Genomic DNA, 24,923 nt, shown 5'->3' with positions numbered 1-24,923 from the left:
GTCAATTTTCTCAGGCGCGTCCTACCCGGCAGGTGTAGTGTCCGGGCGACCGTCGAGTACACGGCGGGTCCGACGACCGTAATGAGGTTGCCATGGCATCTGAGTTCAACGGCAAGATTGCAGTGGATATCCGGGATTCCGAGCCGGATTGGACGCCGTACGCCGCGCCCACCGCCCCACCCGGCGCCCCCAACATCTTGTACCTGGTCTGGGATGACACCGGCATCGCGACGTGGGACTGCTTCGGGGGATTGGTGCAGATGCCGGCGATGCGCCGGATCGCGGACAAGGGCGTGCGGCTGTCCCAATTCCACACCACGGCGTTGTGCTCGCCGACCCGGGCGTCGTTGCTCACCGGCCGCAACCCCACCACCGTGGGAATGGCCACCATCGAGGAATTCACCGACGGGTTCCCCAACTGCAACGGTCGCATCCCTGCCGACACCGCCCTGTTGTCCGAGGTGCTGGCCGAACGGGGATACAACACCTATGCCATCGGCAAATGGCACCTGACTCCGCTGGAGGAGTCCAACCTGGCCGCCACCAAGCGGCATTGGCCGCTGGGGCGCGGGTTCGAGCGCTTCTACGGGTTCATGGGCGGCGAGACCGACCAGTGGTATCCCGACCTCGTCTACGACAACCACCCGGTGGCCCCGCCGGCAACACCCGAGCAGGGCTACCACCTGTCGAAGGATCTGGCCGACAAGACCATCGAATTCATCCGCGACTCCAAGGTGATCGCCCCGGACAAGCCGTGGTTCTCCTACCTGTGCCCGGGCGCCGGACACGCCCCGCACCATGTGTTCGCCGAGTGGGCGGACCGCTACGCCGGCACGTTCGACATGGGCTACGAGCGCTACCGCGAACTGGTCCTGGAGAACCAGAAGAAGCTCGGCATCGTGCCGCCCGACACCGAGCTCTCACCCGTCAACCCGTATCTGGATGTCAAGGGACCGAACGGCGAACCGTGGCCGCTGCAGGACACCGTGCGGCCCTGGGACACGCTCGACGACGAGGAGAAGAGGCTGTTCGCCCGGATGGCCGAGGTGTTCGCCGGGTTCCTGTCCTACACCGATGCCCAGATCGGACGAATCCTGGACTATCTCGAGGAATCCGACCAGCTGGACAACACCATCATCGTGGTGATCTCCGACAACGGTGCCAGTGGTGAGGGCGGCCCCAACGGGTCGGTCAACGAGAACAAGTTCTTCAACGGCTATATCGACACGGTCGAAGAGAGCATGCGCTTCTACGACCAGCTCGGCGGTCCGGACACCTACAACCACTATCCGATCGGCTGGGCGATGGCCTTCAACACGCCCTACAAGCTGTTCAAGCGTTACGCCTCGCACGAGGGCGGTATCGCCGACACCGCGATCATCAGCTGGCCCAAGGGAATTGATGCCCATGGCGAGGTGCGGGACCAGTACGTCAACGTCTGCGATATCACGCCGACGGTGTACGACCTGCTCGGTATCACCGCACCCGCCGAGGTGGGCGGTATCGCCCAGAAACCGCTCGACGGGGTGAGTTTCAAAGCAGCTCTTGGGGATAGCGCTGCCGACACGGGCAAACGCACGCAGTTCTACACGATGTTGGGCACCCGCGGCATCTGGCACGACGGCTGGTTCGCCAACACCGTGCACGCCGCGTCACCGGCCGGGTGGAGCCACTTCGACGCCGACCGGTGGGAACTGTTCCACATCGAATCCGACCGCAGCCAATGCCGGGACCTGGCCGGGCAGCATCCGGACAAGCTGGAGGAACTCAAGGCGATGTGGTTCGCCGAGGCCGCCAAGTACAACGGGCTGCCGCTGGGTGATCTGAACATCTTCGAGACGCTCGGCCGGTGGCGGCCCCATCTGTCGGCCGACCGGACCAGTTTCACCTACTACCCGGACACCGCGGAGGTCGGTACGGGCGCCGCCGCCGAACTGCGCGGTCAGTCGTTCTCGGTGCTGGCCGAGGTCAGCGTCGACACCCCCGACGCCGAGGGTGTGCTGTTCAAACATGGTGCCGGACATGGCGGGCACGTGCTGTTCATCCAGGACGGCCGGCTGCAGTACGTGTACAACTTCATGGGCGAGGACGAACAGCGGGTGTCGGCCGAGGCGCCGGTGCCGCTGGGCGCCCACCTCTTCGGGGTGCGCTACGACCGCACCGGCACCGTCGAGGGCAGCCACACGCCGGTCGGGGACATCACCTTGCACGTGGACGACACCGTGGTGGCCACCCGCGCCGGTGTGCGCACCCATCCCGGCAGTTTCGGTCTGTCCGGCAGCGGGATCGCCGTCGGGCGCAACACCGGCCAGACGGTGTCCGGTGCGTATCGGGCACCGTTCGCGTTCACCGGTGGGACAATCGCCAAGGTGGTGGTCGACATCTCCGGTGCGCCGTACCGTGATGTGCAAAGGGAGTTGGCCCAGGCATTCGCGAAGGACTGATGACACGTTTCGAGACGTTGACGCACGCCGTGGCGGTCGCCGGGGCGGCTGCCGTCCTCGTCGTCGCCGCCGGGTGTGTGCGCACCAGCACCGGAAATCCGGTCGCCGCCCGGGGCGCATCGGCGGTCGCCGACCGGCCCGGCCCGTCGACCCTCGGTGACCCGGACTCGTCCAACTACGGCGTGGTCCCCACCAGCCGCGCGCAGCTCCCCGCCCAGGCGGTGACGTGCGAACCGGAACACAAGCCGCAGATCGGCTTCGTGGCGCAGGTGGCCGACGCAGCGGCGCCGGTGGTCACGGTGCCGGTCCCGGACGGTTGGTCGATGCAGGGCGGCAGCGGCGATATCGCGGGCCACCTCACCGGCCCGCAGGGGATGAACGCCACGATCACCATCGCGGCCACCTCGCTGGAGCCGGCCAAGGCGTTCGAGGAGTACGCCGCCCGCATGATGGCCGAGGCGGCGGTCAGCTCGATCAGCGTGCTGCCCGCCGAGCTGTGCGAGTACAGCGGGCAAAAGCTGCTCGGCGCGTGGTCGGACACCCCGCAGAATGCCGTCGAGTTCGTCGACCGGGTGGTGCACGTTTGGACCAACGCGGGTAACTACCTGGTGTCGGTGCACACCACCGCACCCACCGGGACACCGGGATTCGACGGCGCCGCCGAACTGCTCGCCGGGGACTTCCAGATCCGCATCCCATGACCGTGACCGATCTCGTCGAGCTGGCGGGTGGGACGTTCCGGATGGGCAGTGCCGATTTCTACCCGGAGGAGGCGCCGGTCCGCACCGCCGAGGTGGCCCCCTTCGCGATCGAGCGGCACCCGGTGACCACCGCGCAGTTCGCGGCGTTCGTCGAGGCCACCGGTTACCGGACGGTGGCCGAACGGCCGATGGACCCGGCGCGCTATCCCGGTGTGTCGGCCGCCGACCTGGCGCCCGGCGCGATGGTGTTCCGGCCCACCGCCGGTCCGGTCGATCTGCGCAACTGGCGGCAGTGGTGGGATTGGGCGCCCGGCGCCAGCTGGCGCCACCCGTTCGGGCCGGAGCGGGGGCAGGCCGCCCCCGACCACCCCGTCGTCCAGGTGGCCTACGCCGACGCGCTGGCCTACGCCGCCTGGGCGGGCCGACGCCTGCCCACCGAGGCGGAGTGGGAGTACGCGGCCCGGGCCGGGGCGGAATCCATCTACGCCTGGGGGGACGACGTGAAACCCGGTGGCGCGCTGATGGCCAACACCTGGCAGGGCGCGTTCCCGTACCGCAACGACGGGGCCGCGGGCTGGGTGGGGACATCGCCGGTGGGCACCTTTGCGCCCAACGGATTCGGCTTGGTCGACATGATCGGCAACGTGTGGGAGTGGACGGCCACCGAGTTCACCGGTCGGTTGGCCAACCCGTGCTGCCTGCCGGATGACGACCCGGGGGTCAGCCAGGCGCTCAAGGGCGGATCGCATCTGTGCGCCCCGGAGTACTGCCACCGGTACCGGCCGGCCGCCCGCTCGCCGCAGTCACGGGACACCGCGACCACGCATATCGGATTCCGCTGCGCGGTGTGACCGTCGCTGAGAGTATTTCTCAGCACGATTCCATACCTGGGTGAACGGGTCGGGGTGCGGCAGCCTGACGCCATGACAGACGAGCAAGTGCCCGGCGCCGGTTGGCTGGCCCGGGTGGGGTCCGACTGGTGGGCAACGATTCTCGGGCTGGGCATCACCGCGCTCGCGGTGGCCGGGGCGCTGCCGAGGATTCCGTTCTGATGGCCGGCGAGCGACGCTTCGGAGAACGCGCATGAGTACCACCGCCGTCGACCGGACTGTCGAAAACGATGTGGCGTTCACCAGCAGCCGCCCGGTGGACTACCTGCCGGGCATCTTGCTGCTGATCGCCGTCGGGCTGGCCGGTAAATACGCCGAGATCGGCTGGCTGGCCTTGGGTAAGCGGCTGCACTGGCACGTGCCCGATATCGAATTCGTGTTGTGGGCCATCGTGATTGGCCTGGTCATCGCGAATACCGTTGGGCTGCATCGAGTTTTCCGTCCCGGCGTGCTCACCTACCAGTTCTGGCTGAAGGTCGGAATCGTCGCGCTCGGGTCGCGGTTCGTCCTCGGTGACGTCCTGAAACTCGGTGGTATCAGCCTGGTGCAGATCGTGGTCGACATGGCGGTCGCCGGCACCATCATCATCTTGGCGGCCCGGTGGTTCGGGTTGTCCGGCAAGCTCGGATCGCTGCTGGCGATCGGCACCTCGATCTGTGGGGTGTCGGCGATCATCGCCGCCAAGGGCGCCATCCGGGCCCGCAACTCCGATGTCAGCTACGCCATCGCGGCCATCCTGGCACTCGGTGCGGTGGCGCTGTTCGTGCTGCCGCCGCTGGGGCACCTGCTCGGGCTCAGCGATCACGAATTCGGTCTGTGGGCCGGTCTTGCCGTCGACAACACCGCGGAGACCACCGCGACCGGCTACCTGTTCTCCGACGAGGCGGGCAAGATCGCCGTGCTGGTGAAATCCGTGCGCAACGCGCTCATCGGGTTCGTGGTGCTCGGCTTCGCGTTGTACTGGGCCGCCAGGGGGGGAGGCCGACGAGCTGGCCCCCGGCATCGGCGCCAAGGCGGCCTTCGTATGGGCGAAGTTCCCCAAATTCGTGCTGGGCTTCCTCGCCGTATCGGCGGTGGCCACGGCAGGGCTGCTCAGCAAGGGCCAGCTCACCAACGTGGCCAACGTGTCGAAGTGGGCCTTCCTGCTGACGTTCGCCGGGGTGGGCCTGTCCACCGACATCCGCCAGATCGCCAGGACCGGCTGGCGACCGCTGCTGGTGGCGGTGGTGGGCCTGGTGGTGGTGGCGGTGGTGTCGCTGGGGTTGGTGCTGCTGACGTCCCGCGTTCTCGGCTGGGGAGTGGGCGGGCATTGACGACGGCCCGCGCCGAAACCGGCAGAATGGTCGCTCTCCGCTCCCGGAGCGCGACCATTTCGCTGTTCGCGGCCCGCGTGCGCCGGTAAAACCGCAGCAATTTGGTGCTGCGGGGCTCGTCGCCTAGTATCTAGGGGTTGCCTGGGGCAGACCTCGGTTATCTCCGTGTGGGAAAACCCTGCGTGCCCTCGGGTGACAAAGACCGCGTACGTCCAGGTCGGTATCTGGCGTGCACACAAACCCAGGTCAGGAGATCGAGTGATTCAGCAGGAATCGCGGCTGAAGGTCGCCGACAACACGGGTGCCAAGGAGATCTTGTGCATCCGGGTTCTCGGTGGCTCGTCGCGGCGCTATGCCGGCATCGGCGACATCATCGTGGCGACCGTCAAGGACGCCATCCCGGGCGGCAACGTCAAGCGTGGTGACGTCGTCAAGGCCGTCGTGGTGCGCACCGTCAAGGAGCGCCGCCGCGCCGACGGCAGCTACATCAAGTTCGACGAGAACGCCGCCGTCATCATCAAGAACGACAACGACCCCCGCGGCACCCGCATCTTCGGGCCCGTCGGTCGTGAACTGCGCGAGAAGCGCTTCATGAAGATCGTCTCGCTGGCTCCGGAGGTTTTGTAATGAAGGTGCACAAGGGCGACACCGTGCTCGTCATCTCCGGTAAGGACAAGGGTGCCAAGGGCAAGGTCATCGAGGCCTACCCGACCCGCGAGAAGGTTCTCGTCGAAGGCGTCAACCGGATCAAGAAGCACACCGCGCAGTCGCAGAACGAGCGGGGCGCCTCCTCGGGCGGCATCGTCACGCAGGAGGCACCGATCCACGTGTCCAACGTGATGGTCGTCGACTCCGACGGCAACCCGACCCGCATCGGCTACCGCGTCGACGAGGAGTCCGGCAAGAAGATCCGCGTCTCCAAGCGCAATGGCAAGGACATCTGACATGACCACCGTAGAAAACAAGGTCCAGCCGCGGCTGAAGCAGCGGTACCGCGAAGAGATCCGCGATGCGCTGAACAACGAGTTCAACTACGCCAACGTGATGCAGATCCCGGGCGTGGTGAAGGTCGTCGTGAACATGGGTGTCGGTGACGCCGCTCGCGACGCCAAGCTGATCAACGGCGCGGTCAACGACCTCGCCCTGATCACCGGCCAGAAGCCGGAGATCCGCAAGGCCCGCAAGTCGATCGCGCAGTTCAAGCTGCGTGAGGGTATGCCCATCGGGGCCCGCGTCACGCTGCGTGGCGACCGGATGTGGGAGTTCCTCGACCGGCTGGTCTCGATCGCGCTGCCGCGTATCCGCGACTTCCGCGGCCTGAGCCCCAAGCAGTTCGACGGCAACGGCAACTACACCTTCGGTCTCAACGAGCAGTCGATGTTCCACGAGATCGACGTGGACTCGATCGACCGCCCGCGGGGCATGGACATCACCGTCGTCACCTCGGCGACGACCGACGATGAAGGACGAGTGCTGCTGCGGGCTCTCGGCTTTCCGTTCAAGGAGAACTGAGCATGGCCAAGAAAGCTCTGATCAACAAGTCTCAGAAGAAGCCGAAGTTCGCGGTGCGCGGTTACACCCGTTGCAACAAGTGCGGTCGTCCGCACGCGGTCTTCCGCAAGTTCGGCCTGTGCCGAATCTGCTTGCGCGAGATGGCGCATGCCGGCGAACTGCCCGGCGTGCAGAAGTCCAGCTGGTAACCAGCATTCATTACTGATTAACACGGTAGGCCCTGACTGGGAACCGCCGCGAGGAAGGTGAACCGGCTGTCATGACGATGACCGATCCCATCGCAGACTTCTTGACACGTCTGCGTAACGCCAATTCGGCGTATCACGACGAGGTGACGCTGCCTCACTCGAAGATCAAGGCGAACATCGCCGAGATCCTCAAGGAGCAGGGCTACATCTCCGATTACCGCACCGAGGACGCCCGCGTCGGCAAGTCCCTGGTGGTGCAGCTCAAGTACGGCCCCAGCCGTGAGCGCAGCATCGCCGGCCTGCGCCGGGTGAGCAAGCCCGGCCTGCGGGTCTACGCAAAATCCACCAATCTGCCCCGGGTGCTCGGCGGCCTTGGCGTGGCGATCATCTCCACGTCTTCTGGCCTGCTCACCGACCGCCAGGCAGCTCGACAGGGCGTGGGCGGCGAAGTCCTCGCTTTCGTCTGGTAGGGGGAAACACAACATGTCGCGTATTGGAAAGCAGCCGGTCCCGGTTCCCGCCGGGGTCGATGTCACCATCGAAGGCCAGAAGGTGTCGGTCAAGGGGCCCAAGGGCGTCCTGGCTCTGGACGTCGCCGAGCCCATCGAGGTGAGCCGCAACGACGAGGGCGCCATCGTGGTGACCCGCCCCAACGACGAGCGCCGCAACCGCTCGCTGCACGGGCTGTCGCGCACGCTGGTGGCCAACCTGGTCACCGGGGTGACCCAGGGCTACACCACCAAGATGGAGATCTTCGGCGTCGGTTACCGCGTCGCGCTCAAGGGTTCCAACCTGGAGTTCGCGCTCGGTTACAGCCACCCGGTGCTGATCGAGGCGCCGGAGGGCATCACCTTCGCGGTGGAGACGCCCACCAAGTTCTCGGTGTCCGGCATCGACAAGCAGAAGGTCGGCCAGATTTCGGCGGTCATCCGTCGCCTGCGCCGCCCCGACCCGTACAAGGGCAAGGGCGTGCGGTACGAGGGTGAGCAGATCCGCCGCAAGGTCGGAAAGACAGGTAAGTAACCCATGGCTACCACGAAGACCGAAGCCACCACCCGTAAGCCGGTGGGGCAGAACATCTCCGAGACCCGGCGCACCGCGCGCCTGCGCCGCCACGCGCGGCTGCGCAAGAAGGTCGAAGGCACCGCCACCACGCCGCGGCTGATGGTGAACCGCTCGGCGCGGCACATCCACGTCCAGCTCATCGACGACCTGACCGGCACCACGCTGGCCGCCGCGTCGTCGATCGAGGCCGATGTGCGTGCCGTCGAAGGCGACAAGAAGGCCGTCAGCACGCGCGTCGGTCAGCTGATCGCCGAGCGCGCCAAGGCCGCCGGTATCGAGGCCGTGGTGTTCGACCGCGGTGGGTACACCTACGCCGGTCGCATCGCCGCGCTGGCCGATGCCGCGCGCGAAGGCGGGCTGAAGTTCTGATGACATTCAACGAGAGGACTGCATGATGGCCGAGCAGGCTGGCGCCGGTTCGGCGCAGGACAATCGCGGCGGCCGCGGAGATCGCGGCGGCCGGGGCCGCGACGATCGTGGCGGCCGTGGTCGCGGTGACGACCGCGGCGAGAAGAGCAACTACATCGAGCGCGTTGTCACCATCAACCGCGTCTCCAAGGTGGTCAAGGGTGGTCGGCGCTTCAGCTTCACCGCTCTGGTCATCGTCGGTGACGGGAACGGCATGGTCGGCGTCGGCTACGGCAAGGCCAAGGAAGTTCCGGCCGCCATCGCCAAGGGTGTCGAGGAAGCGCGTAAGAACTTCTTCCGCGTTCCGCTGATCGGCGCCACCATCGTCCACCCGGTTCAGGGTGAGGCCGCGGCTGGTGTCGTGATGCTGCGACCGGCCAGCCCGGGTACCGGTGTCATCGCCGGCGGTGCGTGCCGCGCGGTGCTCGAATGTGCCGGCGTGCACGACGTTCTGGCGAAGTCGCTGGGTAGCGACAACGCGATCAACGTGGTGCATGCCACCGTTGCCGCGCTGAAGATGATTCAGCGCCCCGAAGAGGTGGCGGCCCGTCGTGGTCTGTCCATCGAGGATGTCGCGCCGGCCGGAATGCTCAAGGCCCGTCGCGAGAGCGAGGCGCTGGCCGCTGCGGCCGCGCGTGAAGGATCGGCATAACAATGGCTGAACTGAAGATCACCCAGGTGCGGGGCACCATCGGTGCCCGCTGGAAGCAGCGCGAAAGCCTGCGCACGCTGGGTCTGCGCAAGATCCGCCAGTCGGTGGTCCGTGAGGACAACGCCCAGACTCGCGGCCTCATCAAGACCGTGCATCACCTCGTCGTGGTTGAGGAGGTCTAGGAAGATCATGAGCGTTATCAAACTGCATGACCTGAAGCCGGCGCCCGGCGAGAAGACCGCCAAGACGCGTGTCGGTCGTGGTGAGGGGTCCAAGGGTAAGACCGCGGGCCGCGGCACCAAGGGCACCAAGGCCCGCAAGAACGTCCCCGCGACGTTCGAGGGTGGCCAGATGCCGATCCACATGCGGCTGCCCAAGCTGAAGGGTTTCCGTAACCGGTTCCGCACCGAGTACGCCGTCGTCAACATCTGCGACCTCGGCAAGGCGTTCCCCGAGGGCGGCACCGTCGGTATCGACGAGCTGGTGGCCAAGGGCTTGGTGCGCAAGAACGTCCTGGTGAAGGTTCTCGGCGACGGCAAGCTGTCCGCCAAGGTCGACGTCACCGCCCACAAGTTCAGCGGTAGCGCCCGCGAGGCGATCACCGCCGCCGGCGGCTCTGCGACCGAGCTGTAGGACGTACCACCGAGAACGGCCCCCGCTTCGGCGGGGGCCGTTGTCGTTTGTCGGCGTGTGTCGTTTGGCGGCGTGCCCTCGGTTTCAGTCCTCGGGCCGTAGCTGACCCCTGCGCAGCAGATCGTTGACGGCGCCCTCCCACCGGGACAGCTCGGCCGCCGAGGTGAAATGGTCGGGCAGGTGCCGGTCCAGATGCGATCGCAGGATGATCGCGCCGAGCACCAGCAGCAGCGGATTGAGCGTCGCCCAGGTGCGGTCCAGGTCGGACCGCAGCAATCCGTGTTCGGCCCGTTGTTCCCAGCGTGCGTCGCCCATGGCCACGAGCGCATCGAAGGTGGCGTTCCCGGTCGGGGTGGCCTCCACCAGCGTCCTGGCCAGATAATCCATCGCCGTGGTGTGCTCGGCGAGCAGCGTGGTGACCTGCTGGCCGAAAGCCTCGGTGGTGGTCGGGCCCGGCCCGGTGGCCAGGCTGGTTCGGAGCACCTCGGCGACGTGCCGATCCACCGCCTCGACCAGACCGGCCTTGGTGCCGAAATGGTGTTGAACCAGGCCGATGGAGACACCGGCCGCGCACGCGACCTCGCGCAACGACGTGGCGCCGACACCGCGCGCGGCGAAACTGACGAGTGCCGCATCGCGGATCTTCTCGACATTCGACGCAACCGGATCGCGCGTGGGATCCGGAGGCCGGCGGTTCACCGACCCACCGTATAGCCCGGGATGGCATGGACGCCGGGATCGTGCAACAATACGTACGTATTGGCCTGCCGGGGGGCGAGGGGTCGGGCAGGCCAATACTCTGCTCGTCGGGCGCCGGGTCTGGTCATCGTTCAGGCAGTCGCGGGATCACTTCGGCTGCAAGGCGTTCCATCTGTTCGCGGTCCTCGGCCACCGTCGCGCCGATCGGATTGAGCAGGATGGTCTGGGCGCCGGCCGCGATCACTTCGGTCAGCCCGCGCACGACGTCGTCGACAGTGCCGGCCACCGCGGTGCCCTCGAGGCCCGCGGTCCGGCCGTAGATCCGGTGCAGCCCGGCCAGCACCCGGTCCCACGCCAGCGACGGGTCGTCGTCGACGATCAGGTAGACCCGCTTGCCGATGGTGAAATGCGCCGCGTCCCTGGCCTGTTCGTCCATTTCCCGACGCAGCGTGTGGACCGCCTCGGCGAACGCGGCGGTGGTGGACGAGCCGGCACCCAGAAACGCGTCCCCGTGCCGCACGGCCCTGGCCAGGGCGGCCGGCGCGTTCCCGCCGAACCAGATCGGCGGGTGGGGGCGCTGCACCGGCTTCGGCACGATCTGGAGGTCGTCCACATCGCGGAAACGTCCGTGGAAGGTCAGCCGCGGTTCGTCCGACCAGGCTGCCTTCATCAATTCCAGGCCCTCGGTGAAACTGGCGATGAACGACGACCCGTCGACCCCGAAGGCCGGGAACTGGCGGGACCCACCGCCCGGTGCCACGCCCAGGTCCAGGCGGCCATGGCTGAGCCGGTCGACGGCGGTGACCGCCGAGGCCAATTGCAGCGGATCGTGCAGTGAGGTGACCAGGACCGCCACCCCCAGCCGCAGCCGCGTCGTGCAGGCGGCGGCATAGGCCAGTAATTCCAGTGGTGCGATGAGCGGTGCCGGGCCCACGGTCTGCTCGAGGGTCCATCCGCCCTCGAACCCGAGTTCCTCGGCACGCACCAGATAGTCCTGCACCCCAGTGGTGTCGAACGCCTCACCCGCGAGCTGTGGCAGAGAGATGGAGTAGCGCACCTGCACACGGTACGGCGGATCACGTCCGGATGAGGTCCGGGCGGCGATCGGTAGGCTCGGGTGATGTTCGGATTTCTCCCCGATTTTCTCCCCGGATTTCTCTCGGGGCCCGCGGACCTGCGCGCCATCGTCAAGAAGGTGGACACCGCCCGGCACAACGGGGTGCCCGAAGGGTGTGTGCTCGAACTCGACCTGCAGGCCGTCCCGCCGGAGACGGTGGGATTCGACCCGCTGGCGCTCATTTCGGCCGGGGGCAGGCCCATCACCTTGCGGCAGGCCGTCGACGCGATCAATCGCGCCGCCAAGGACGATCGGGTGGCCGCGCTGATCGCCCGGGTGCAGATCCCGGCGGCGGCACCGGGTCCGGTGCAGGAACTGCGGGCGGCCATCGCCGAGTTCGGCGCTGTGAAGCCGACGCTGGCCTGGGCCGAGACCTATCCAGGCACGATGTCCTACTACCTGGCCTCAGCGTTCCGCGAGGTGTGGATGCAGCCATCGGGCACCGTGGGCCTGGTCGGTTTCGCCACCAATGCGATGTTTCTGCGTGATGCGCTGGACAAAGCCGGTATCGAAGCGCAGTTCGTCGCCCGCGGTGAATACAAGTCGGCGGCAAACCTTTTCACCCAGGACAGCTACACCGACGCGCATCGGGAGGCCGACAGCGCGCTGATCGAGAGCCTGCACGCCCAGGTGCGGGCGGCGGTCGCCGCCTCGCGGCACCTGGCGGCCGACGCGGTCGACGCACTGGCCGACAAGGCGCCGCTGCTGCGCGACGACGCGGTGTCCGGGGGTTTGGTCGACCGCATCGGTTTCCGCGACGAGGCCTACGCGCGGATCGCCGAACTCGGCGGTGCCGCCGCGGTTGCCGACGGACCCGACGCGCCGCCGCGACTGTTCCTGTCCCGCTATGCACGAGCTACCGCTGCCAAGCCGATGCCGGGTGTGCCGGGACGCAAGCCCAAAGCCACCATCGCGGTGGTCACCCTGCACGGGCCCATCGTGAGCGGCCGCGGGGGACCACAGGTGCTGCCGATCGGCAATTCCAGCGCCGGCGGGGACACCATCGCTGCCGCGCTGCGTGAGGCGGTGGCCGATGACGCCGTATCGGCCATCGTGCTGCGGGTGGACAGCCCCGGCGGCTCGGTCACCGGATCGGAAACGATTTGGCGGGAAGTGGTTCGGGCCAGGGCGGCGGGTAAGCCGGTGGTGGCGTCGATGGGAGCGGTGGCCGCATCCGGCGGCTACTACGTGTCGATGGCCGCCGACGCGATCGTCGCCAACGCGGGCACCATCACCGGATCCATCGGTGTCGTCACCGGCAAGTTGGTGGCCCGCGAGCTCAAAGACCGTCTGGGCGTGGGGACGGATTCGGTGCGCACCAATGCCAACGCCGATGCGTGGTCGGTCAACGCGCCGTTCACCCCGGAGCAGCATGCCCACGTCGAGGCCGAGGCCGACCTGTTCTATACCGATTTCGTGCAGCGGGTTGCCGACGGCCGTGGCCTCGGTGTCGAGGCGGTGGATGCGGTCGCCCGTGGTCGGGTGTGGACCGGTGCCGATGCCTTGGATCGTGGGTTGGTCGACGAGCTCGGCGGTTTGCGTACCGCCGTCACCCGGGCCAAGGTGCTCGCCGGGCTGGCGCCCGACGCCGCCGTGCGGTTGGTCGGCTATCCGGGGTCCTCGATGTTGGATATGTTGCGGCCCAAGGCATCGTCACAGCCTGCGGCGGCCTCGGTGCCGCAGGCGGTTGGCGCGTTGCTGGGCCGGTCGATGGTCGGCGCGCTGGAGCAGGCGCACAGTGCCGTCACCGGTGTGACGGCACTGTGGCTGGGTGACTACCGCTTCTGATTACCGCATCCGGGTACCGCTGATGTAGATGATCTCGGCCATCGGGTTGCCCTCGATGTGTTCGGGCAGCGGGAGTCCGTAGCGGGCGAAGAGATCGGCGCGGGGTGTTCCGGTCATCTCCCACCCCCGCGATCCCAGATAGTCCACCGCGGAATGCCGTTCACCCGGGTAGACCAAGGACGGCATGTCGAGGTCCAGGCCGTGTGCGCGTAGGGCGGCGGTTTCTTCGCGGGCCTTCTCGGCGTCGAAATCCCGCAGCCCGGGCACGAACTCGGTGGCCATCGTGCTACCGGGGGCGCTGAGCTCGTCGATGAGGTCGAACAGCCGGTCCTGGGCGTCGGGCGGCAGGTAGATGAGCAAGCCCTCGGCCAGCCACGCCGATGGGGCGGCCGGGTCGAAACCGGCGGCCGTCAATGCGGCAGGCCAGTTCTCGCGCAGGTCGATGGACACGGTGCGGCGCTGCGCGGTCGGCTCGGCACCCAAACCGGCCAGTGTGCGCGTCTTGAACTCGATCACGTCGGGCTGGTCGATCTCGTAGACCACCGTCGCGGCGGGCCAGTCCAGCCGGTAGGCGCGGGAGTCCAAGCCGGAGGCCAGGATGACCACCTGGCGGATACCGGTGCCGGTGGCGGCGATCAGGTAGTCGTCGAAGAACTTTGTCCGGACGGCCATCTCGTCGATGTTGGCGCGGGCCCGCTGCGCCGCGTCCGGCGCGATATCGGCGAGGTCGAGGTCGCCGTCGACCATCTTGGTGAAGAAGTCGATACCGACCGCGCGCACCAACGGCGCAGCGTACGGATCGTCGATCAACCCGTGCGGGTCGGTGCTGGCGATCGCGCGACCGGCGGCCACCAGTGTGGCGGTGGCCCCTACGCTGGAGGCGACGTCCCAGGAATCGTCGTCGGTGCGGGCCATGATCATCCTTCCAAGGTCGCGGACAGATAGCCCGAGTCTGCACCGAACGTCCGCCATTCGTCGTCGGGTTGCTCGAAACCGTTGGCAGCGAACGCATCAGCACCCTTGAGCACCGTGGCCTGCCAGCCTTGTTCGCGCAGATACGCCGCTGCCGAGGCGCGCTCGCCGTGATAGAACAGCTCCGCGAGATTGATCCCGGTGCCCAGCCGCCGGGACCGTTCGGCCAGTCTTTCGGCCCAGTCGTCGGGCAGCGCGGAGAGGTCCATATGCTCGGTGGCCAGCCGGCTGCCGGGCGCCGACAACGCGGTCATGTTGTCGAACAGCCGATCCTGCGCCTCGGCTGGCAGATAGATCAGCAGTCCCTCGGCGATCCACGCGGTGGGCCGGCCCGGGTCGAATCCCGCCGCGCGCAACGCGGCTGGCCAGTCGTCGCGCAGATCGATGCCGACGGTCCGGCGGTCTGCGGTGGGCTTCGCGCCGAGCGCGGCCAGTGTCTGGGACTTGAACGCGATGACCTCGGGCTGGTCGACCTCGAACACCACGGTGCCGGCAGGCCAGTCCAGCCGATAGGCCCTGGTGTCCAGCCCCGATGCCAGGATCACGGCCTGCCGGATGCCCGTCGCGGCCGCACCGGTGAAGAAGTCGTCGAAAAACCTTGTCCGCACGGTCATCTGCTCCCGCATCCGGGACCGGCTGAGGGCCGGATCGTCGTCCGGGACCGGCAGTTCGTCGTCGATCAGTTTGACGAAGGAGTCCACGCCGACGGCGCGGACCAGCGGGTCGGCATAGGGGTCGTTCAGCAGCGGGTCGGGGCCCTGGGAGGCGATGGCGCGCGCCGCGGCCACCGCGGTGGCGGTGGCGCCGACGCTGGAGGCCAGATCCCAGGAGTCGCCGTCGGAGCGTGCGGTCTGGTTGGTGGTCATGCAGGATCCTCGGTGAATGGTTCAGTCACGAACGGCAGTGATGGACACCGACTGGCGCAGCGGGGACGCGAGGTCGGGGAACTCCCGCCCGTAGTCGGTGAAGACGTCGCGGCGGCTGCGGCTGTGCACCTGCCAACCGCGGGCGGACAGATAGTCGACGACGTCGTTGCGCTCGCCCGGATAGAACAGCTGGGCGAGGTCGAGGTCGAAACCCTGTGGGCCCCAGCGGTCGAACATCTCCTTGGCTCGCTCGCCCAGTGACTGCCCGAAATCGCTGCCGTGGTACTCGGTGGCCAGCCTGCTGCCGGGCGCCGACAGCGCGGTGATGTGGTCGAAGAGCCGGTCCTGGGCGTCGGGCGGCAGGTACATCAGCAGCCCTTCGGCACTCCACGCCGACGGCGCCGACGTGTCGAAACCGGCCTGGCGCAACGCCGCCGGCCAGTCGTCGCGCAGGTCGATGGCCACGGTCCTGCGCTCGGCGGCCGGGGCGGCGCCCAGTGCCGCCATCGATTGCGTCTTGAAGGCGATGACCTCGGGTTGGTCGATCTCGTAGACCACGGTGCCGGCCGGCCACGACAGCCGGTACGGCCGGGTATCCAGCCCGGCGGCCAGGATCACCGCCTGGCGTACCCCGGCCTGAGCCGCCTGTAGGAAGAAGTCGTCGAAGAACCGGGTCCGCACGGCCATGGTGTCGGTGATCAGCCGGATACCGCCGGCCGCCGTATCGTCCGGAACCTCGATGTCGCCGTTGACCAACCGGGTGAAGAACTCCACGCCGACGGCGCGCACCAGGTCCGCGGCGAACGGATCGTCGATGATGGCGTCGGGTTCCGCGGTGGCCAGGGCGCGGGCTGCGGCCACCATCGTGGCGGTCGCGCCCACGTTGGAGGCCAGGTCCCAGCTGTCGGCTTCCGACCGGGCCATCACTTCACCGCGGTGATGTAGGAGGCCTGGCCGAACTGGGCTTCCTCGTCGAGCACCGGAAGGCCGTAACGGGCCAGCAGCTCGTTGCTCGACACCGTCGAGGTGTCCCAGCCCAGGCCGTCCAGGTGCGCGGCGGCGTCGGTGCGGTCGCCCAGGTAGACGAGTTCGCTGAAATCGAGGTCGAATCCGTGCTCGGCCCATTTGTCGGTCACCGATTTCATCCGCTCGCGGACGGCGTCGTGGTCGGTGTCGCTGATGCCCGGTACCGCCTCGGCAGCGACGCGGCTGCCCGGGGCGCTGTTCTCGGTGATCAGGTCGAGCAGCCGGTCCTGGGCTTCCGACGGCAGGTAACCGAACAGGCCCTCGGCGATCCACGCCGTCGGTGCCGAGGGGTCGAATCCGGCGGCCCGCAGCGCCGACACCCAGTCTTCCCGCAGGTCCACCGCGACGGTGCGACGATCCGCGGTCGGCGCGGCGCCCAGGTCGGCGAGCGTCCGCGTCTTGAATTCGATGACCTCGGGCTGGTCGATCTCGAACACCACCGTGCCGGACGGCCAGTCCAACCGGTAGGCGCGGGCATCCAGTCCCGCCGCCAGGATGACCGCCTGCCGGACCCCGGAAGCCGTTGCCTGCTCGAAGAATTCGTCGAAGAATCGGGTGCGCGCCGCCATACCGTCGGCAAACCGCACGATGTTCATCTGCGGGTCGTCGCCAAGGTCTGATTCGGTGAGTTCACCGTCGGCGAGTTTGGTGAAGAAGTCGACGCCGACCGCACGCACCAGCGGTGCCGCGAACCGGTCGTTGATCACCGGTTCCGGAGCCGCCGAGGCGATCGCGCGGGCGGCCGCGACCATGGTCGCGGTGGCGCCGACGCTGGACGCCAGATCCCAGGTGTCACCGTCTACGCGTGGCATCACAAGCCCCCCTGTCCCACTTTAGTTAGCTGATGTAATGAACAACCTCGACTGTACGCCTCGAAACTGAATGCCCGCCCGGACAGCAACCCGGACAGCAACGAGGCCCCCAGCGCAATGCTGAGGGCCTCGTCGAATGGTGGGCCGGTGGTCAGGCGGCCGAGCTGTGTTCGCCGCCCGTCGACGAGGACGAGGAGCCGGTGGAGCCGGTCGAGCTGCTGCCCTCGGGCTTGCGGTGCCGGCCGCCGGTGGCGGACGTGGTCGACGTGCCGGACGAAGCCGACGCGGTCGAGTCGTTGCCGTCGTCCTGGCGGGCGTGCCGGCCGTAGGTCCCGCTGCCGGCGCTGTGCTTGCCGGTGGTCGAGCTCTTGCCGGAGTCGGTGCTGTCCTTGCCCTCGCCGGCGCCCTCGCCGGCGTCTTTGTCGCCAGCCTTCGTCGTGGAGCTGCCGGACTCCGTTCCGGTGCTGCCGGTGCCGGTGCCGGTGCCAGTGGTGTCTTTGGTGCCCGTCGAGCTCTTCTCGTCGGACGGGGTCTTGGTTCCCGTGGTGTCCTTGACGTCGGTGGCGGTGTCCTTGACGTCGGTCGGATCCTTGGCCTCGGTGGTGGTGTCCTTGACGTCGGTCGGATCCTTGGCCTCGGTGGTGGTGTCCTTGACCTCGGTCGGCTCCTTGACTGTGCTGTCCTTCTTGGTTCCGGTGGCCTCGTCGGCGGTGGCCGCCGAGTCCGTCTCGGTCGAGGACGAGGCGGTCGGCAGAGCCAGCGTCGCGACCCGCTCGCTCTTGACGAACGTCGCGGCGGTGGAAGCGGCGGCCGGCGGGGCGAACAGGTTCGAAATGGCCTTGATGTCGTAGTTCAGCAGCGTCTGCGGGAGCTCCAGGACCTTCTTGAACGCGGCGACCTCGTCGGTCCAGGCCTTCTGCAGGTTGGCCGGGACCTGGTCCCAGTTGCCCTTGTAGATGTTCCCGAGGGCCAGGTTCAGGCCGGTGACGAAGTTGGTCAGTCCGCCGATGGTGGACAGTGTGGTGTTCAGGTTGTTGAACGGGATGCCCAGTACCACGAGAAGCGCGCTGGCGGAGGCCGTCTGGGCCGTGGGCAGCGCTGCGGCGGACTTCGAGGTGGCCAACGTGGCACCGGCACCGCCCAAGCCGGCCAGGAAGTTACCGATGACGGCGGCGTCGTACTTGATCAGCGTCTGCGGCAGCGCGATGACCTTCTGGATGGCCGCGACCTCGTCCGCCCATGCCTTGGCCAGGTTCGCAGGGACCTGGTCCCAGTTGCCCTTGTAGATGTTCCCGAGGGCCAGGTTCAGGCCGGTGACGAAGTTGGTCAGTCCGCCGAGGGTGGACAGCGTGGTGTTCAGGTTGTTGAGCGGAAGGCCGGCAACAAGCAACAGGTTCTGGAGCGCGGTGGACGAAGCGGTCAGCGCGTAGGGGTTCTCCAGCACCGATACGCTGCGGTGCTGCACGACTGGCAGCGCAGCGGCCGCTGCGTGCGGCGGGGCGACGGCCAATGACGCGGTGATGCACAATGAGCACACACCGGCCGTCAGCGAGGCGGACTTGTTCACGGCGAAAACTCCCTGAGGTTTGGGTGAGTTTGACAGCCAGAAAATACCCCAGCATTCGCTAATCCACTACCCAGCAAGGCTTTTAATTCCGACGTGGATGAATCAGCAAGCCTTCTACCAGCGATTCGTTTGAGCGGCCGTTGTGGAGTTTGCCTAATGTTCACCGAAATTGGCTCTACGGTGCCGGATTTGGGCCATCGAAGAATTACTCGACCTCTCGGAGATCTGGTGGGAGGTCATGGCTGTCGTCGGCCCTGACGGTGCCGTGGATGGAGCGAAAAAACGACGGCCGCGAATCGCTTCAGTCCGTCAGATGAGACTGAAGGACATGATGTTTCGACGCAACGCAAGACTTTGAATCTGTCGATCACTGCCATATTTGCTGTGCGCCAGCGCATTACCAATGTCATTGGACTTGGAGACGGCAAAGAGGCTGTATTCCAAGAGTTAATCCCTTGGAATACAGCCTCTTTCGGGCTCATGTCGAGCCTTGTATCGTCAGCCCGGAGGTGCCGGAGCTGGGATTGGCGGTGCTCCGTCCGGCGGCGGTGGGGGATCGGGCAGGTACTGGACGAGCCCGGGCGGAATGTTGGTGCCAGGAGGTGGTGCGGTGCCCGGCAGTGGTTCACCGAGTTGCTGTTGCGGCATCTGGCCCAGGAGGCCACCTTTCAGCATTCCGGCGCGGTACATGTCGATGTACCGACCCAGCCACTCCCGGCGGCTCACATCTGCATTCTCCTGCCCCGGTTCGACATCGAACTGCTCGCACTTGCCGGGTGCCGACGGCACCAGGCACTGCTGGACTCCGTAGGCGTTGTTGAAGACGTTGAGATTCGGCGGTGCGCCCGGGTTTGCGCCGGGTGCCGATGGTGTCGGCAGCTGTCCCAGAACCGTGTTGCGGTCCAGTCCGGCGACCGTGGGTGCGCCGAGTCCACCCGGCACGTCGGCGGACGGAACACCGTTCTGTGCCAGCACATTAAACCCGCTGGAGGCTAGCGGGGCGCCGACAAGTGGGATGGTGGGGCCAGGTGGGGGAGCGGGGTCACTCGGTGCCGGTGCGGGCGCCGGATCCGGGGGCAGAGGGTCCGCAACGGCGATCGCCGGGAAGGCGATCGCCGTTGCGAGAGCGAGCAAACCCGCTGCCGTCACAACCGCAGAGCGGCTACGTACAGAGCGTGGGTAAACCATCTCGATGTCAGACGGTCTTGGTTACGCCGTAGTACGCAACCACATCGTCGGTGTCTTCGGTCGAGCTGGTCAGCGTCGCGTAGGAACGCAGGAACGACTGACCCACGCAACCGTCGACCTTGATGTGGGTGTCCTTCAGGGTGACGCGAACCGGCGCCGCCTTGAATTCCTTCTTGTCGACGCTCACCGTGGAAACGGTGCCCGGCTTGGGGTGGATTTCGATGGTGCCCGAGAGCGGGAATGACACACCGGTCGGGATGAGGCCACCGGTCAGCGACGAACCCGAGGTGCTGATACCGGCCTGGCCGATGAGGCGGACCTGGCCGAGTTCGATGCCGCAACCGATCTGGTACCCGGCTTCGAGTGTGCCGCCCTTGAGGGTGGTCTTGCCCTTGCCCGTCACCGTGCCGGTGAACGTACCGCCGACCAGGTACTCGCGCGAGGAGACGGCGGTCGTCAGCGGGGCCACGGGCAGCTGCGTCTCGTCCTTGGCGACGACAGTCAGTGTCCAGCCGTCGGGGGTGGTCACGATGCCGGGATCGGCGGAGGCGACCACCCCGTTGTCCGGCGGCGGTCCGGCGTCGTCGGCCGGCGGATCTGCCAATGCCAGGGGCGACGTCGCGAGCGGGAGCACCATGCAGGTGGCCGCGATGGCAAAACGCTTCAACATGTTTTCTTCCGTTCGAGTTGGCGGGTGGTCAGACGGCCTTGGTGACGCCCAGGTATGTGACGACGTCATCGGTGTTGTCGGTCGAGCTGGTCAGCGTCGCGTACGAGCGGATGAACGACTGGCCCGCGCACTGGTCGGTCTTGATGCGGACGCCGGTGATGGTGACGCGGGTGGTGGTGCCCTTGAACTTCTTCTTGTCGATCGCGACCGTGGTGACCGTGCCCGGCTTCAGGTAGACCTTGCCCTGCAGCGATACGCCGAAGCCTCCGGTGACATTGCCGGTGAACGGAATGCCGATACCGGGGGTGAAACTCGCACCCGGGTTGATCTCGGTTTCGTCGGAGATGATGCCGCACCCGATCTGCTCTCCGGCTTCCAATGAACCGCCGGTCAGCTTGGTCTTGCCGCCCCCGGTGATCTTGCCGGTAAAGGTGCCGGCGACCAGGTATTCGCGCGAGGTGATGGCGGTGGTCAACGGGGCCACCGGCAGCTGGGTCTCGTTGCTTCCGACGACCTCGAGATGCCAGCCGTCCGGGGTGTTCAGCACACCTGGGGCCGATGACGGTACGGCGCCCTCGGGTGGCAGCGGGTTGGTGGCATCGAGCGGGACGACCGCAGGGTCGGCCGGGGGCGGAGGCGGGTCAGCCTGTGCGAGAGGCGCCGTCGCAACCGGCACCAGCACGCAGGCAGCCAGAGCGGCAAGATGTTTGTACATGGTGATGATTTCGCCCTCTCGTGGTCGAATCCAGAGTTCAACGGATGTGTAACGAATACGTCGCGACGAAGCGTCCAATGACCGGGTTGCCGGACGGTGAACGGCGGGCTAATAGTCCGCGCCCTGTACCCGTCGAGTGAGCGTCTACGAGCTGGAGTTCTTGTCGGAATCACAATCGCGCCCAATGATTCCCACAGGCCGATGCAAACCAATGGACAGTGAATGGAAGCCGACCGTTGGGTGTTCGTTCACCGTTTGGACACCTCGTGAATGGACCGTGATTCGGGTTGCTGATCGGCCGCGGAGTCGCAGCCTCGCTCAGACACACCGAACGCACTTGGAGGAAACAACGTGAAGCCACTTCGGTTGCAGGGCAGGGCATGGAGCGCTGGGGCCGCGTTGCTGATTGCTTTCGGTGCCGGATTGCCCGGTGCCGCCACGGCCCACGCAGACGACCTCGACGCCGATCCGGCGCCCGCACCGGTGCAGGTTGCGCAGGTTCAGGTCGGCGCGGTGACCAACGACGCTGCCGATCCGGCCGCGGTTGCGGCATGCGGTCAGTTCGCCCAGGTGCTCGATGGATCCGCGCAGTACTACGGAGATTTTGCCGACTCGCTCGAGGGCTCGAACTACAACGATCCGGCGGTGGCGAGCAGCAACACGACCGGGCGGACCGCGCTCCGTCAGGCTGCGGGAGTCGCGATGGATGCCGCGAACACGCCGGGGCTGCCGGGGGACATCTCCGACCCGATGCGGACGTGGTCGCTGGGGGCCACCAAGTTGCTGGTGAAAATGGGACTGCGCATTCCCGGCGACAGCCTCAACAGCACCGCCACCGAGATGAACAACGAGGCCACCAAAGTTCAGCAAGCCTGCGCCGCGGCCGGGACGCACGCCTGACCCGGTGAAGATCATCGTTGTGGGGGCCCTCGCCCTGGCCCTCGGGCTGGCCGGTTGCTCGTCGGGATCGGACTCGGGTGCCGCTGCGGCACCCAAACCCGTGGCCGACTCGGCGTTGCCGGGGTTGCTGCTGAGCGCCGCGGACGTGGACGCGATCATGGGCACCTCCGGCATGACGCCGCAGAACCCGGTGGACGTGATGGGTGACCATCGGAACCTGCTGCCCAACCTCAACTGCCTAGGGGTGTGGCAGGTCAACGAGGCCCCGATCTACGACCCCAGCCACTACAAGACGCTGCGCCAGCAAATGTTGCGCATACCCAACAGTGACCAGTGGGACAGCATCGTGGTGCAGTCCGCGGTCACCTACCGCACCGCCGACGCGGCCCGGGCCTTCTTCGATGATTCGGCCGGCCGGTGGTCCAAGTGCGCCAACCACACCGTGAACATCCGGCTCAACGAGCAGGCGCTGCCCAAGTGGGTGAGCGGTGCCCTGAACAAGACCGACGCTCTGCTCTCGATGCCGTACACCCGCACGGCCGGCGACCAGATCAGGTCGTGCCAGCGCGCGCTGGCCGTCGCCGCGAACCTGATCCTCGACGTCCAGGCCTGCAAGCCGGCCCAGCAGCAGCCCATCACGTCGGCGGTGGACATCGTCGACAAGATCGAAACGAAGCTGCCCCGATGATCACCACATTCATGAGGTATGGCCGCGGGTGCGGTCCGTTCCACCGGGGACGGGACGGCGGCGGCCAACTGTTACTCTCGTAGACTGTTTGACGCGCGACTGTGCAGGCTGGGAGCAGCTGAACCGGGCACCGCGCACGACTTGACCAAAACGCTGGATCAACCAGCCCCATTGGCACGCCGCGACAAGTGCTCGGCTGCGCAGGAGGAAGAGTGCTTTCGGCTTTCATCTCGTCATTGCGGACGGCCGACCTCAGGCGCAAGATCCTGTTCACACTGGCGATCGTCATCCTCTATCGCGTCGGCGCGTCGATCCCGTCGCCCGGTGTCAACTACCCGAACGTGCAGAAATGCATCGAGCAGGTCAGTGGCGGCAGCTCTGCGCAGATCTACTCGCTGATCAACCTGTTCTCCGGCGGCGCGCTGCTGCAGCTGACGGTGTTCGCCGTCGGTGTGATGCCCTATATCACCGCCAGCATCATCGTCCAGCTGCTGACGGTGGTCATCCCGCGGTTCGAGCAGCTGCGTAAGGAAGGCCAGGCCGGCCAGGCCAAGATGACGCAGTACACGCGTTACCTGGCCGTCGCGCTGGCCATCCTGCAGGGCACCAGCATCGTGGCGCTGGCCGCCAACGGCGGACTGCTGCAGGGCTGCAACCTCGACATCATCGACGACACCTCGATCTTCGGCCTGATCGTCATCGTGCTGGTGCTCACCGCAGGTGCATCGCTGGTCATGTGGATGGGCGAGCTGGTCACCGAACGCGGCATCGGCAACGGCATGTCGCTGCTGATCTTCGCCGGTATCGCCGCCCGCATCCCGTCCGAGGGCAAGACCATCCTGGACAGCCGCGGCGGCCTGGTCTTCGCCGCCGTCTGTGTGGCCGCCCTGGCGATCATCGTCGGCGTGGTATTCGTCGAGCAGGGCCAGCGGCGCATCCCGGTGCAGTACGCCAAGCGAATGGTCGGCCGGCGCATGTACGGCGGCACGTCGACCTACCTGCCGCTGAAGGTCAACCAGGCCGGCGTCATCCCGGTGATCTTCGCGTCGTCACTGATCTACATCCCGCACTTGATCACCCAGTTGATCCAGAGTGGCCGGTCCGAGCCCAGTAACGGCTGGTGGGACCGGTTCGTGGCGAACTACCTGACCAATCCGGCCGACCCCGTCTACATCTCGATCTATTTCGGCCTGATCATCTTCTTCACCTACTTCTACGTCTCCATCACGTTCAACCCCGACGAGCGCGCGGACGAGATGAAGAAGTTCGGTGGCTTCATCCCGGGTATCCGGCCCGGTAAGCCGACGGCGGACTACCTGCGCTATGTGCTGAGCCGTATTACTCTTCCGGGATCGATCTACCTCGGTGTGATCGCCGTGCTGCCCAACCTGTTCCTGGAGATCGGGAACTCCGGGTCGGTACAGAACCTGCCGTTCGGCGGGACGGCGGTGCTGATCATGATCGGTGTCGGCTTGGATACGGTCAAACAGATCGAGAGCCAGCTCATGCAGCGCAACTACGAGGGTTTCTTGAAGTGAGAGAGGGTTCCCCTAAGTGAGAATTGTTTTGCTCGGCCCGCCAGGTGCCGGAAAAGGCACACAGGCAGAGAAACTGGCCGAGAAGCTTGGGATCCCGCAGATCTCCACCGGCGATCTGTTCCGGCACAACATCAGCAATGGCACACCGCTGGGTGTGGAAGCCAAGAAGTACCTGGATGCCGGTGACCTGGTGCCGGCGTCACTGACCAACGCGCTGGTCGACGACCGTATCGATGCCGACGACGCGGCTGCCGGGTTCATCCTCGACGGTTTCCCGCGCTCGGTGGAACAGGCCGAGGCGCTCAAGGAGATGCTGGCCAAGCGCGGCCTGACGCTCGACGCCGTGGTGGAATTCCGGGTCCCCGAGGACGAACTGGTCGAGCGCCTCAAGGGCCGCGGCCGCGCCGACGACACCGAAGAGGTCATCCGCAACCGGTTCAAGGTGTACCGCGAGGAGACCGCGCCGCTGCTCGACTACTACGCCGACGAGCTGAAGACCGTGGACGCCGTGGGTTCCTTGGACGAGGTGTTCGCGCGGGCGCTGCACGCGCTCGGCCACTGAAGTAGGCGA

29 protein-coding genes and 1 pseudogene are annotated in these 24,923 nt (G+C 66.9%); 20 read left to right on the top strand and 10 right to left on the bottom strand.

Translation table 11 applies throughout. The features are described 5' to 3' along the window. The first annotated feature begins 92 nt into the window (after nt 1-92). From SBI67_RS26320 to rplO, 15 genes and pseudogenes are all read left to right on the top strand, one after another. A complete protein-coding gene (locus SBI67_RS26320; protein ID WP_318983407.1) occupies nt 93-2,444 on the top strand; it encodes an arylsulfatase in 2,352 nt (783 codons plus the stop codon). Beyond that, complete coding sequence (locus tag SBI67_RS26315; protein WP_318983406.1) at nt 2,444-3,145, top strand: hypothetical protein; 702 nt, start codon at nt 2,444-2,446, stop codon at nt 3,143-3,145. The genes SBI67_RS26320 and SBI67_RS26315 overlap by 1 nt, the downstream gene beginning before the upstream one ends. Then, a complete protein-coding gene (locus tag SBI67_RS26310; protein WP_318983405.1) occupies nt 3,142-3,996 on the top strand; it encodes a formylglycine-generating enzyme family protein in 855 nt (284 codons plus the stop codon). Before SBI67_RS26315 ends, SBI67_RS26310 begins: the two co-directional genes overlap by 4 nt. A 72-nt stretch (nt 3,997-4,068) precedes the next feature. Beyond that, the gene (locus SBI67_RS26305; RefSeq protein WP_318983404.1) at nt 4,069-4,197 is read left to right on the top strand and encodes a hypothetical protein; all 129 of its coding nucleotides are present in this window, start codon (nt 4,069-4,071) and stop codon (nt 4,195-4,197) included. 31 nt (nt 4,198-4,228) lie between these two features. Then, nucleotides 4,229-5,348 (top strand): annotated as a pseudogene (locus SBI67_RS26300) (YeiH family protein). A gap of 258 nt (nt 5,349-5,606) precedes the next feature. Further along, on the top strand, nt 5,607-5,975 hold the full coding sequence (gene rplN, locus SBI67_RS26295) for a 50S ribosomal protein L14 (protein WP_024453885.1): 369 nt from the start codon (nt 5,607-5,609) through the stop codon (nt 5,973-5,975). Then, the gene (gene rplX, locus SBI67_RS26290) at nt 5,975-6,292 is read left to right on the top strand and encodes a 50S ribosomal protein L24 (RefSeq protein ID WP_318983403.1); all 318 of its coding nucleotides are present in this window, start codon (nt 5,975-5,977) and stop codon (nt 6,290-6,292) included. Before rplN ends, rplX begins: the two co-directional genes overlap by 1 nt. Before the next feature lies 1 nt (nt 6,293). Then, nucleotides 6,294-6,860 carry a 50S ribosomal protein L5 gene (gene rplE, locus SBI67_RS26285; protein ID WP_024453887.1) on the top strand — a complete coding sequence of 189 codons (567 nt, stop codon included), beginning with the start codon at nt 6,294-6,296 and terminating at the stop codon, nt 6,858-6,860. Between the two features lie 2 nt (nt 6,861-6,862). Continuing rightward, a complete protein-coding gene (locus tag SBI67_RS26280; protein ID WP_024453888.1) occupies nt 6,863-7,048 on the top strand; it encodes a type Z 30S ribosomal protein S14 in 186 nt (61 codons plus the stop codon). Between the two features lie 71 nt (nt 7,049-7,119). Further along, nucleotides 7,120-7,518, top strand: coding sequence for a 30S ribosomal protein S8 (rpsH, locus tag SBI67_RS26275; RefSeq protein WP_024453889.1), 399 nt, complete (start codon nt 7,120-7,122; stop codon nt 7,516-7,518). A gap of 13 nt (nt 7,519-7,531) precedes the next feature. Continuing rightward, complete coding sequence (rplF, locus tag SBI67_RS26270; RefSeq protein WP_318983402.1) at nt 7,532-8,071, top strand: 50S ribosomal protein L6; 540 nt, start codon at nt 7,532-7,534, stop codon at nt 8,069-8,071. A gap of 3 nt (nt 8,072-8,074) precedes the next feature. Next, on the top strand, nt 8,075-8,482 hold the full coding sequence (gene rplR, locus SBI67_RS26265; protein WP_318983401.1) for a 50S ribosomal protein L18: 408 nt from the start codon (nt 8,075-8,077) through the stop codon (nt 8,480-8,482). Nucleotides 8,483-8,507: 25 nt separating this feature from the next. Continuing rightward, entirely contained in the window at nt 8,508-9,173 is a 666-nt protein-coding gene (gene rpsE / locus SBI67_RS26260; protein WP_266046615.1) for a 30S ribosomal protein S5, read from the top strand. Nucleotides 9,174-9,175: 2 nt separating this feature from the next. Then, a complete protein-coding gene (gene rpmD / locus SBI67_RS26255; RefSeq protein ID WP_024453893.1) occupies nt 9,176-9,355 on the top strand; it encodes a 50S ribosomal protein L30 in 180 nt (59 codons plus the stop codon). A 7-nt stretch (nt 9,356-9,362) separates the two neighbouring features. Further along, nucleotides 9,363-9,806, top strand: a complete 444-nt coding sequence (rplO, locus tag SBI67_RS26250; RefSeq protein WP_318983400.1) for a 50S ribosomal protein L15 — start codon at nt 9,363-9,365, stop codon at nt 9,804-9,806. A gap of 84 nt (nt 9,807-9,890) precedes the next feature. Here rplO and SBI67_RS26245 read toward each other — a convergent pair whose 3' ends face one another. Both SBI67_RS26245 and SBI67_RS26240 read right to left on the bottom strand, forming a co-directional pair. After that, the gene (locus SBI67_RS26245; protein ID WP_318983399.1) at nt 9,891-10,505 is read right to left on the bottom strand and encodes a TetR/AcrR family transcriptional regulator; all 615 of its coding nucleotides are present in this window, start codon (nt 10,503-10,505) and stop codon (nt 9,891-9,893) included. Between the two features lie 124 nt (nt 10,506-10,629). Beyond that, nucleotides 10,630-11,562, bottom strand: a complete 933-nt coding sequence (locus tag SBI67_RS26240; RefSeq protein ID WP_318983398.1) for an LLM class flavin-dependent oxidoreductase — start codon at nt 11,560-11,562, stop codon at nt 10,630-10,632. 63 nt (nt 11,563-11,625) lie between these two features. On the opposite strand from SBI67_RS26240, the gene sppA reads away from it, so the two are divergent. Next, nucleotides 11,626-13,410, top strand: a complete 1,785-nt coding sequence (sppA, locus tag SBI67_RS26235; protein ID WP_318983397.1) for a signal peptide peptidase SppA — start codon at nt 11,626-11,628, stop codon at nt 13,408-13,410. Here the strand turns inward: sppA and SBI67_RS26230 are convergent, their stop codons facing one another. The 8 genes from SBI67_RS26230 to SBI67_RS26195 all read right to left on the bottom strand — a co-directional run bounded on the left by SBI67_RS26230 (nt 13,411) and on the right by SBI67_RS26195 (nt 21,226). Beyond that, nucleotides 13,411-14,325: a class I SAM-dependent methyltransferase gene (locus SBI67_RS26230; RefSeq protein ID WP_318983396.1), complete on the bottom strand. Its 915-nt coding sequence runs from the start codon at nt 14,323-14,325 to the stop codon at nt 13,411-13,413. It lies immediately after the preceding gene. Between the two features lie 2 nt (nt 14,326-14,327). Continuing rightward, on the bottom strand, nt 14,328-15,248 hold the full coding sequence (locus SBI67_RS26225; protein WP_318983395.1) for a class I SAM-dependent methyltransferase: 921 nt from the start codon (nt 15,246-15,248) through the stop codon (nt 14,328-14,330). Nucleotides 15,249-15,269: 21 nt separating this feature from the next. After that, nucleotides 15,270-16,172, bottom strand: a complete 903-nt coding sequence (locus SBI67_RS26220) for an SAM-dependent methyltransferase (RefSeq protein WP_318983394.1) — start codon at nt 16,170-16,172, stop codon at nt 15,270-15,272. After that, nucleotides 16,172-17,086 carry a class I SAM-dependent methyltransferase gene (locus SBI67_RS26215; RefSeq protein ID WP_318983393.1) on the bottom strand — a complete coding sequence of 305 codons (915 nt, stop codon included), beginning with the start codon at nt 17,084-17,086 and terminating at the stop codon, nt 16,172-16,174. The genes SBI67_RS26220 and SBI67_RS26215 overlap by 1 nt, the downstream gene beginning before the upstream one ends. Nucleotides 17,087-17,237: 151 nt before the next feature. Then, on the bottom strand, nt 17,238-18,653 hold the full coding sequence (locus tag SBI67_RS26210; RefSeq protein ID WP_318983392.1) for a hypothetical protein: 1,416 nt from the start codon (nt 18,651-18,653) through the stop codon (nt 17,238-17,240). Between the two features lie 498 nt (nt 18,654-19,151). Further along, on the bottom strand, nt 19,152-19,628 hold the full coding sequence (locus SBI67_RS26205) for a hypothetical protein (RefSeq protein ID WP_318983391.1): 477 nt from the start codon (nt 19,626-19,628) through the stop codon (nt 19,152-19,154). A gap of 220 nt (nt 19,629-19,848) precedes the next feature. Beyond that, nucleotides 19,849-20,511, bottom strand: a complete 663-nt coding sequence (locus tag SBI67_RS26200; RefSeq protein WP_318983390.1) for an MspA family porin — start codon at nt 20,509-20,511, stop codon at nt 19,849-19,851. 28 nt (nt 20,512-20,539) lie between these two features. Beyond that, nucleotides 20,540-21,226: an MspA family porin gene (locus tag SBI67_RS26195; protein ID WP_318983389.1), complete on the bottom strand. Its 687-nt coding sequence runs from the start codon at nt 21,224-21,226 to the stop codon at nt 20,540-20,542. 351 nt (nt 21,227-21,577) lie between these two features. On the opposite strand from SBI67_RS26195, the gene SBI67_RS26190 reads away from it, so the two are divergent. The 4 genes from SBI67_RS26190 (at nt 21,578) to SBI67_RS26175 (ending at nt 24,914) form a co-directional block, all read left to right on the top strand. Then, nucleotides 21,578-22,126, top strand: coding sequence for an Rv2240c family protein (locus SBI67_RS26190; RefSeq protein ID WP_318983388.1), 549 nt, complete (start codon nt 21,578-21,580; stop codon nt 22,124-22,126). A gap of 4 nt (nt 22,127-22,130) precedes the next feature. Further along, the gene (locus SBI67_RS26185; protein ID WP_318983387.1) at nt 22,131-22,814 is read left to right on the top strand and encodes a sensor domain-containing protein; all 684 of its coding nucleotides are present in this window, start codon (nt 22,131-22,133) and stop codon (nt 22,812-22,814) included. 212 nt (nt 22,815-23,026) lie between these two features. Continuing rightward, nucleotides 23,027-24,352, top strand: a complete 1,326-nt coding sequence (gene secY, locus SBI67_RS26180) for a preprotein translocase subunit SecY (RefSeq protein WP_318983386.1) — start codon at nt 23,027-23,029, stop codon at nt 24,350-24,352. A gap of 16 nt (nt 24,353-24,368) precedes the next feature. Further along, a complete protein-coding gene (locus SBI67_RS26175; protein ID WP_318983385.1) occupies nt 24,369-24,914 on the top strand; it encodes an adenylate kinase in 546 nt (181 codons plus the stop codon). The last annotated feature ends 9 nt before the right edge of the window (nt 24,915-24,923 follow it).

Source organism: Mycolicibacterium chengduense (assembly GCF_033741155.1).
Lineage (GTDB): Bacteria > Actinomycetota > Actinomycetes > Mycobacteriales > Mycobacteriaceae > Mycobacterium.
Note: the sequence above shows the minus strand (reverse complement) of the source record. Positions and strands in the feature narration are given on the sequence as shown.

Excerpts from the sequence above, each read along its gene's own strand:
- SBI67_RS26305 (WP_318983404.1), top strand. The coding sequence starts at position 4,069 with ATGACAGACGAGCAAGTGCCCGGCGCCGGTTGGCTGGCCCGGGTGGGG.
- SBI67_RS26280 (WP_024453888.1), top strand. The coding sequence starts at position 6,863 with ATGGCCAAGAAAGCTCTGATCAACAAGTCTCAGAAGAAGCCGAAGTTC.
- SBI67_RS26200 (WP_318983390.1), bottom strand. The coding sequence starts at position 20,511 with ATGTTGAAGCGTTTTGCCATCGCGGCCACCTGCATGGTGCTCCCGCTC.
- rplF (WP_318983402.1), top strand. The coding sequence starts at position 7,532 with ATGTCGCGTATTGGAAAGCAGCCGGTCCCGGTTCCCGCCGGGGTCGAT.
- rplO (WP_318983400.1), top strand. The coding sequence starts at position 9,363 with ATGAGCGTTATCAAACTGCATGACCTGAAGCCGGCGCCCGGCGAGAAG.
- rpsE (WP_266046615.1), top strand. The coding sequence starts at position 8,508 with ATGGCCGAGCAGGCTGGCGCCGGTTCGGCGCAGGACAATCGCGGCGGC.
- SBI67_RS26320 (WP_318983407.1), top strand. The coding sequence starts at position 93 with ATGGCATCTGAGTTCAACGGCAAGATTGCAGTGGATATCCGGGATTCC.
- SBI67_RS26225 (WP_318983395.1), bottom strand. The coding sequence starts at position 15,248 with ATGACCACCAACCAGACCGCACGCTCCGACGGCGACTCCTGGGATCTG.
- rplX (WP_318983403.1), top strand. The coding sequence starts at position 5,975 with ATGAAGGTGCACAAGGGCGACACCGTGCTCGTCATCTCCGGTAAGGAC.
- rplE (WP_024453887.1), top strand. The coding sequence starts at position 6,294 with ATGACCACCGTAGAAAACAAGGTCCAGCCGCGGCTGAAGCAGCGGTAC.
- SBI67_RS26310 (WP_318983405.1), top strand. The coding sequence starts at position 3,142 with ATGACCGTGACCGATCTCGTCGAGCTGGCGGGTGGGACGTTCCGGATG.
- SBI67_RS26220 (WP_318983394.1), bottom strand. The coding sequence starts at position 16,172 with ATGGCCCGGTCGGAAGCCGACAGCTGGGACCTGGCCTCCAACGTGGGC.
- SBI67_RS26315 (WP_318983406.1), top strand. The coding sequence starts at position 2,444 with ATGACACGTTTCGAGACGTTGACGCACGCCGTGGCGGTCGCCGGGGCG.
- rplR (WP_318983401.1), top strand. The coding sequence starts at position 8,075 with ATGGCTACCACGAAGACCGAAGCCACCACCCGTAAGCCGGTGGGGCAG.
- rpsH (WP_024453889.1), top strand. The coding sequence starts at position 7,120 with ATGACGATGACCGATCCCATCGCAGACTTCTTGACACGTCTGCGTAAC.
- SBI67_RS26230 (WP_318983396.1), bottom strand. The coding sequence starts at position 14,325 with ATGGCCCGCACCGACGACGATTCCTGGGACGTCGCCTCCAGCGTAGGG.
- SBI67_RS26195 (WP_318983389.1), bottom strand. The coding sequence starts at position 21,226 with ATGTACAAACATCTTGCCGCTCTGGCTGCCTGCGTGCTGGTGCCGGTT.
- SBI67_RS26215 (WP_318983393.1), bottom strand. The coding sequence starts at position 17,086 with ATGCCACGCGTAGACGGTGACACCTGGGATCTGGCGTCCAGCGTCGGC.
- sppA (WP_318983397.1), top strand. The coding sequence starts at position 11,626 with ATGTTCGGATTTCTCCCCGATTTTCTCCCCGGATTTCTCTCGGGGCCC.
- rpmD (WP_024453893.1), top strand. The coding sequence starts at position 9,176 with ATGGCTGAACTGAAGATCACCCAGGTGCGGGGCACCATCGGTGCCCGC.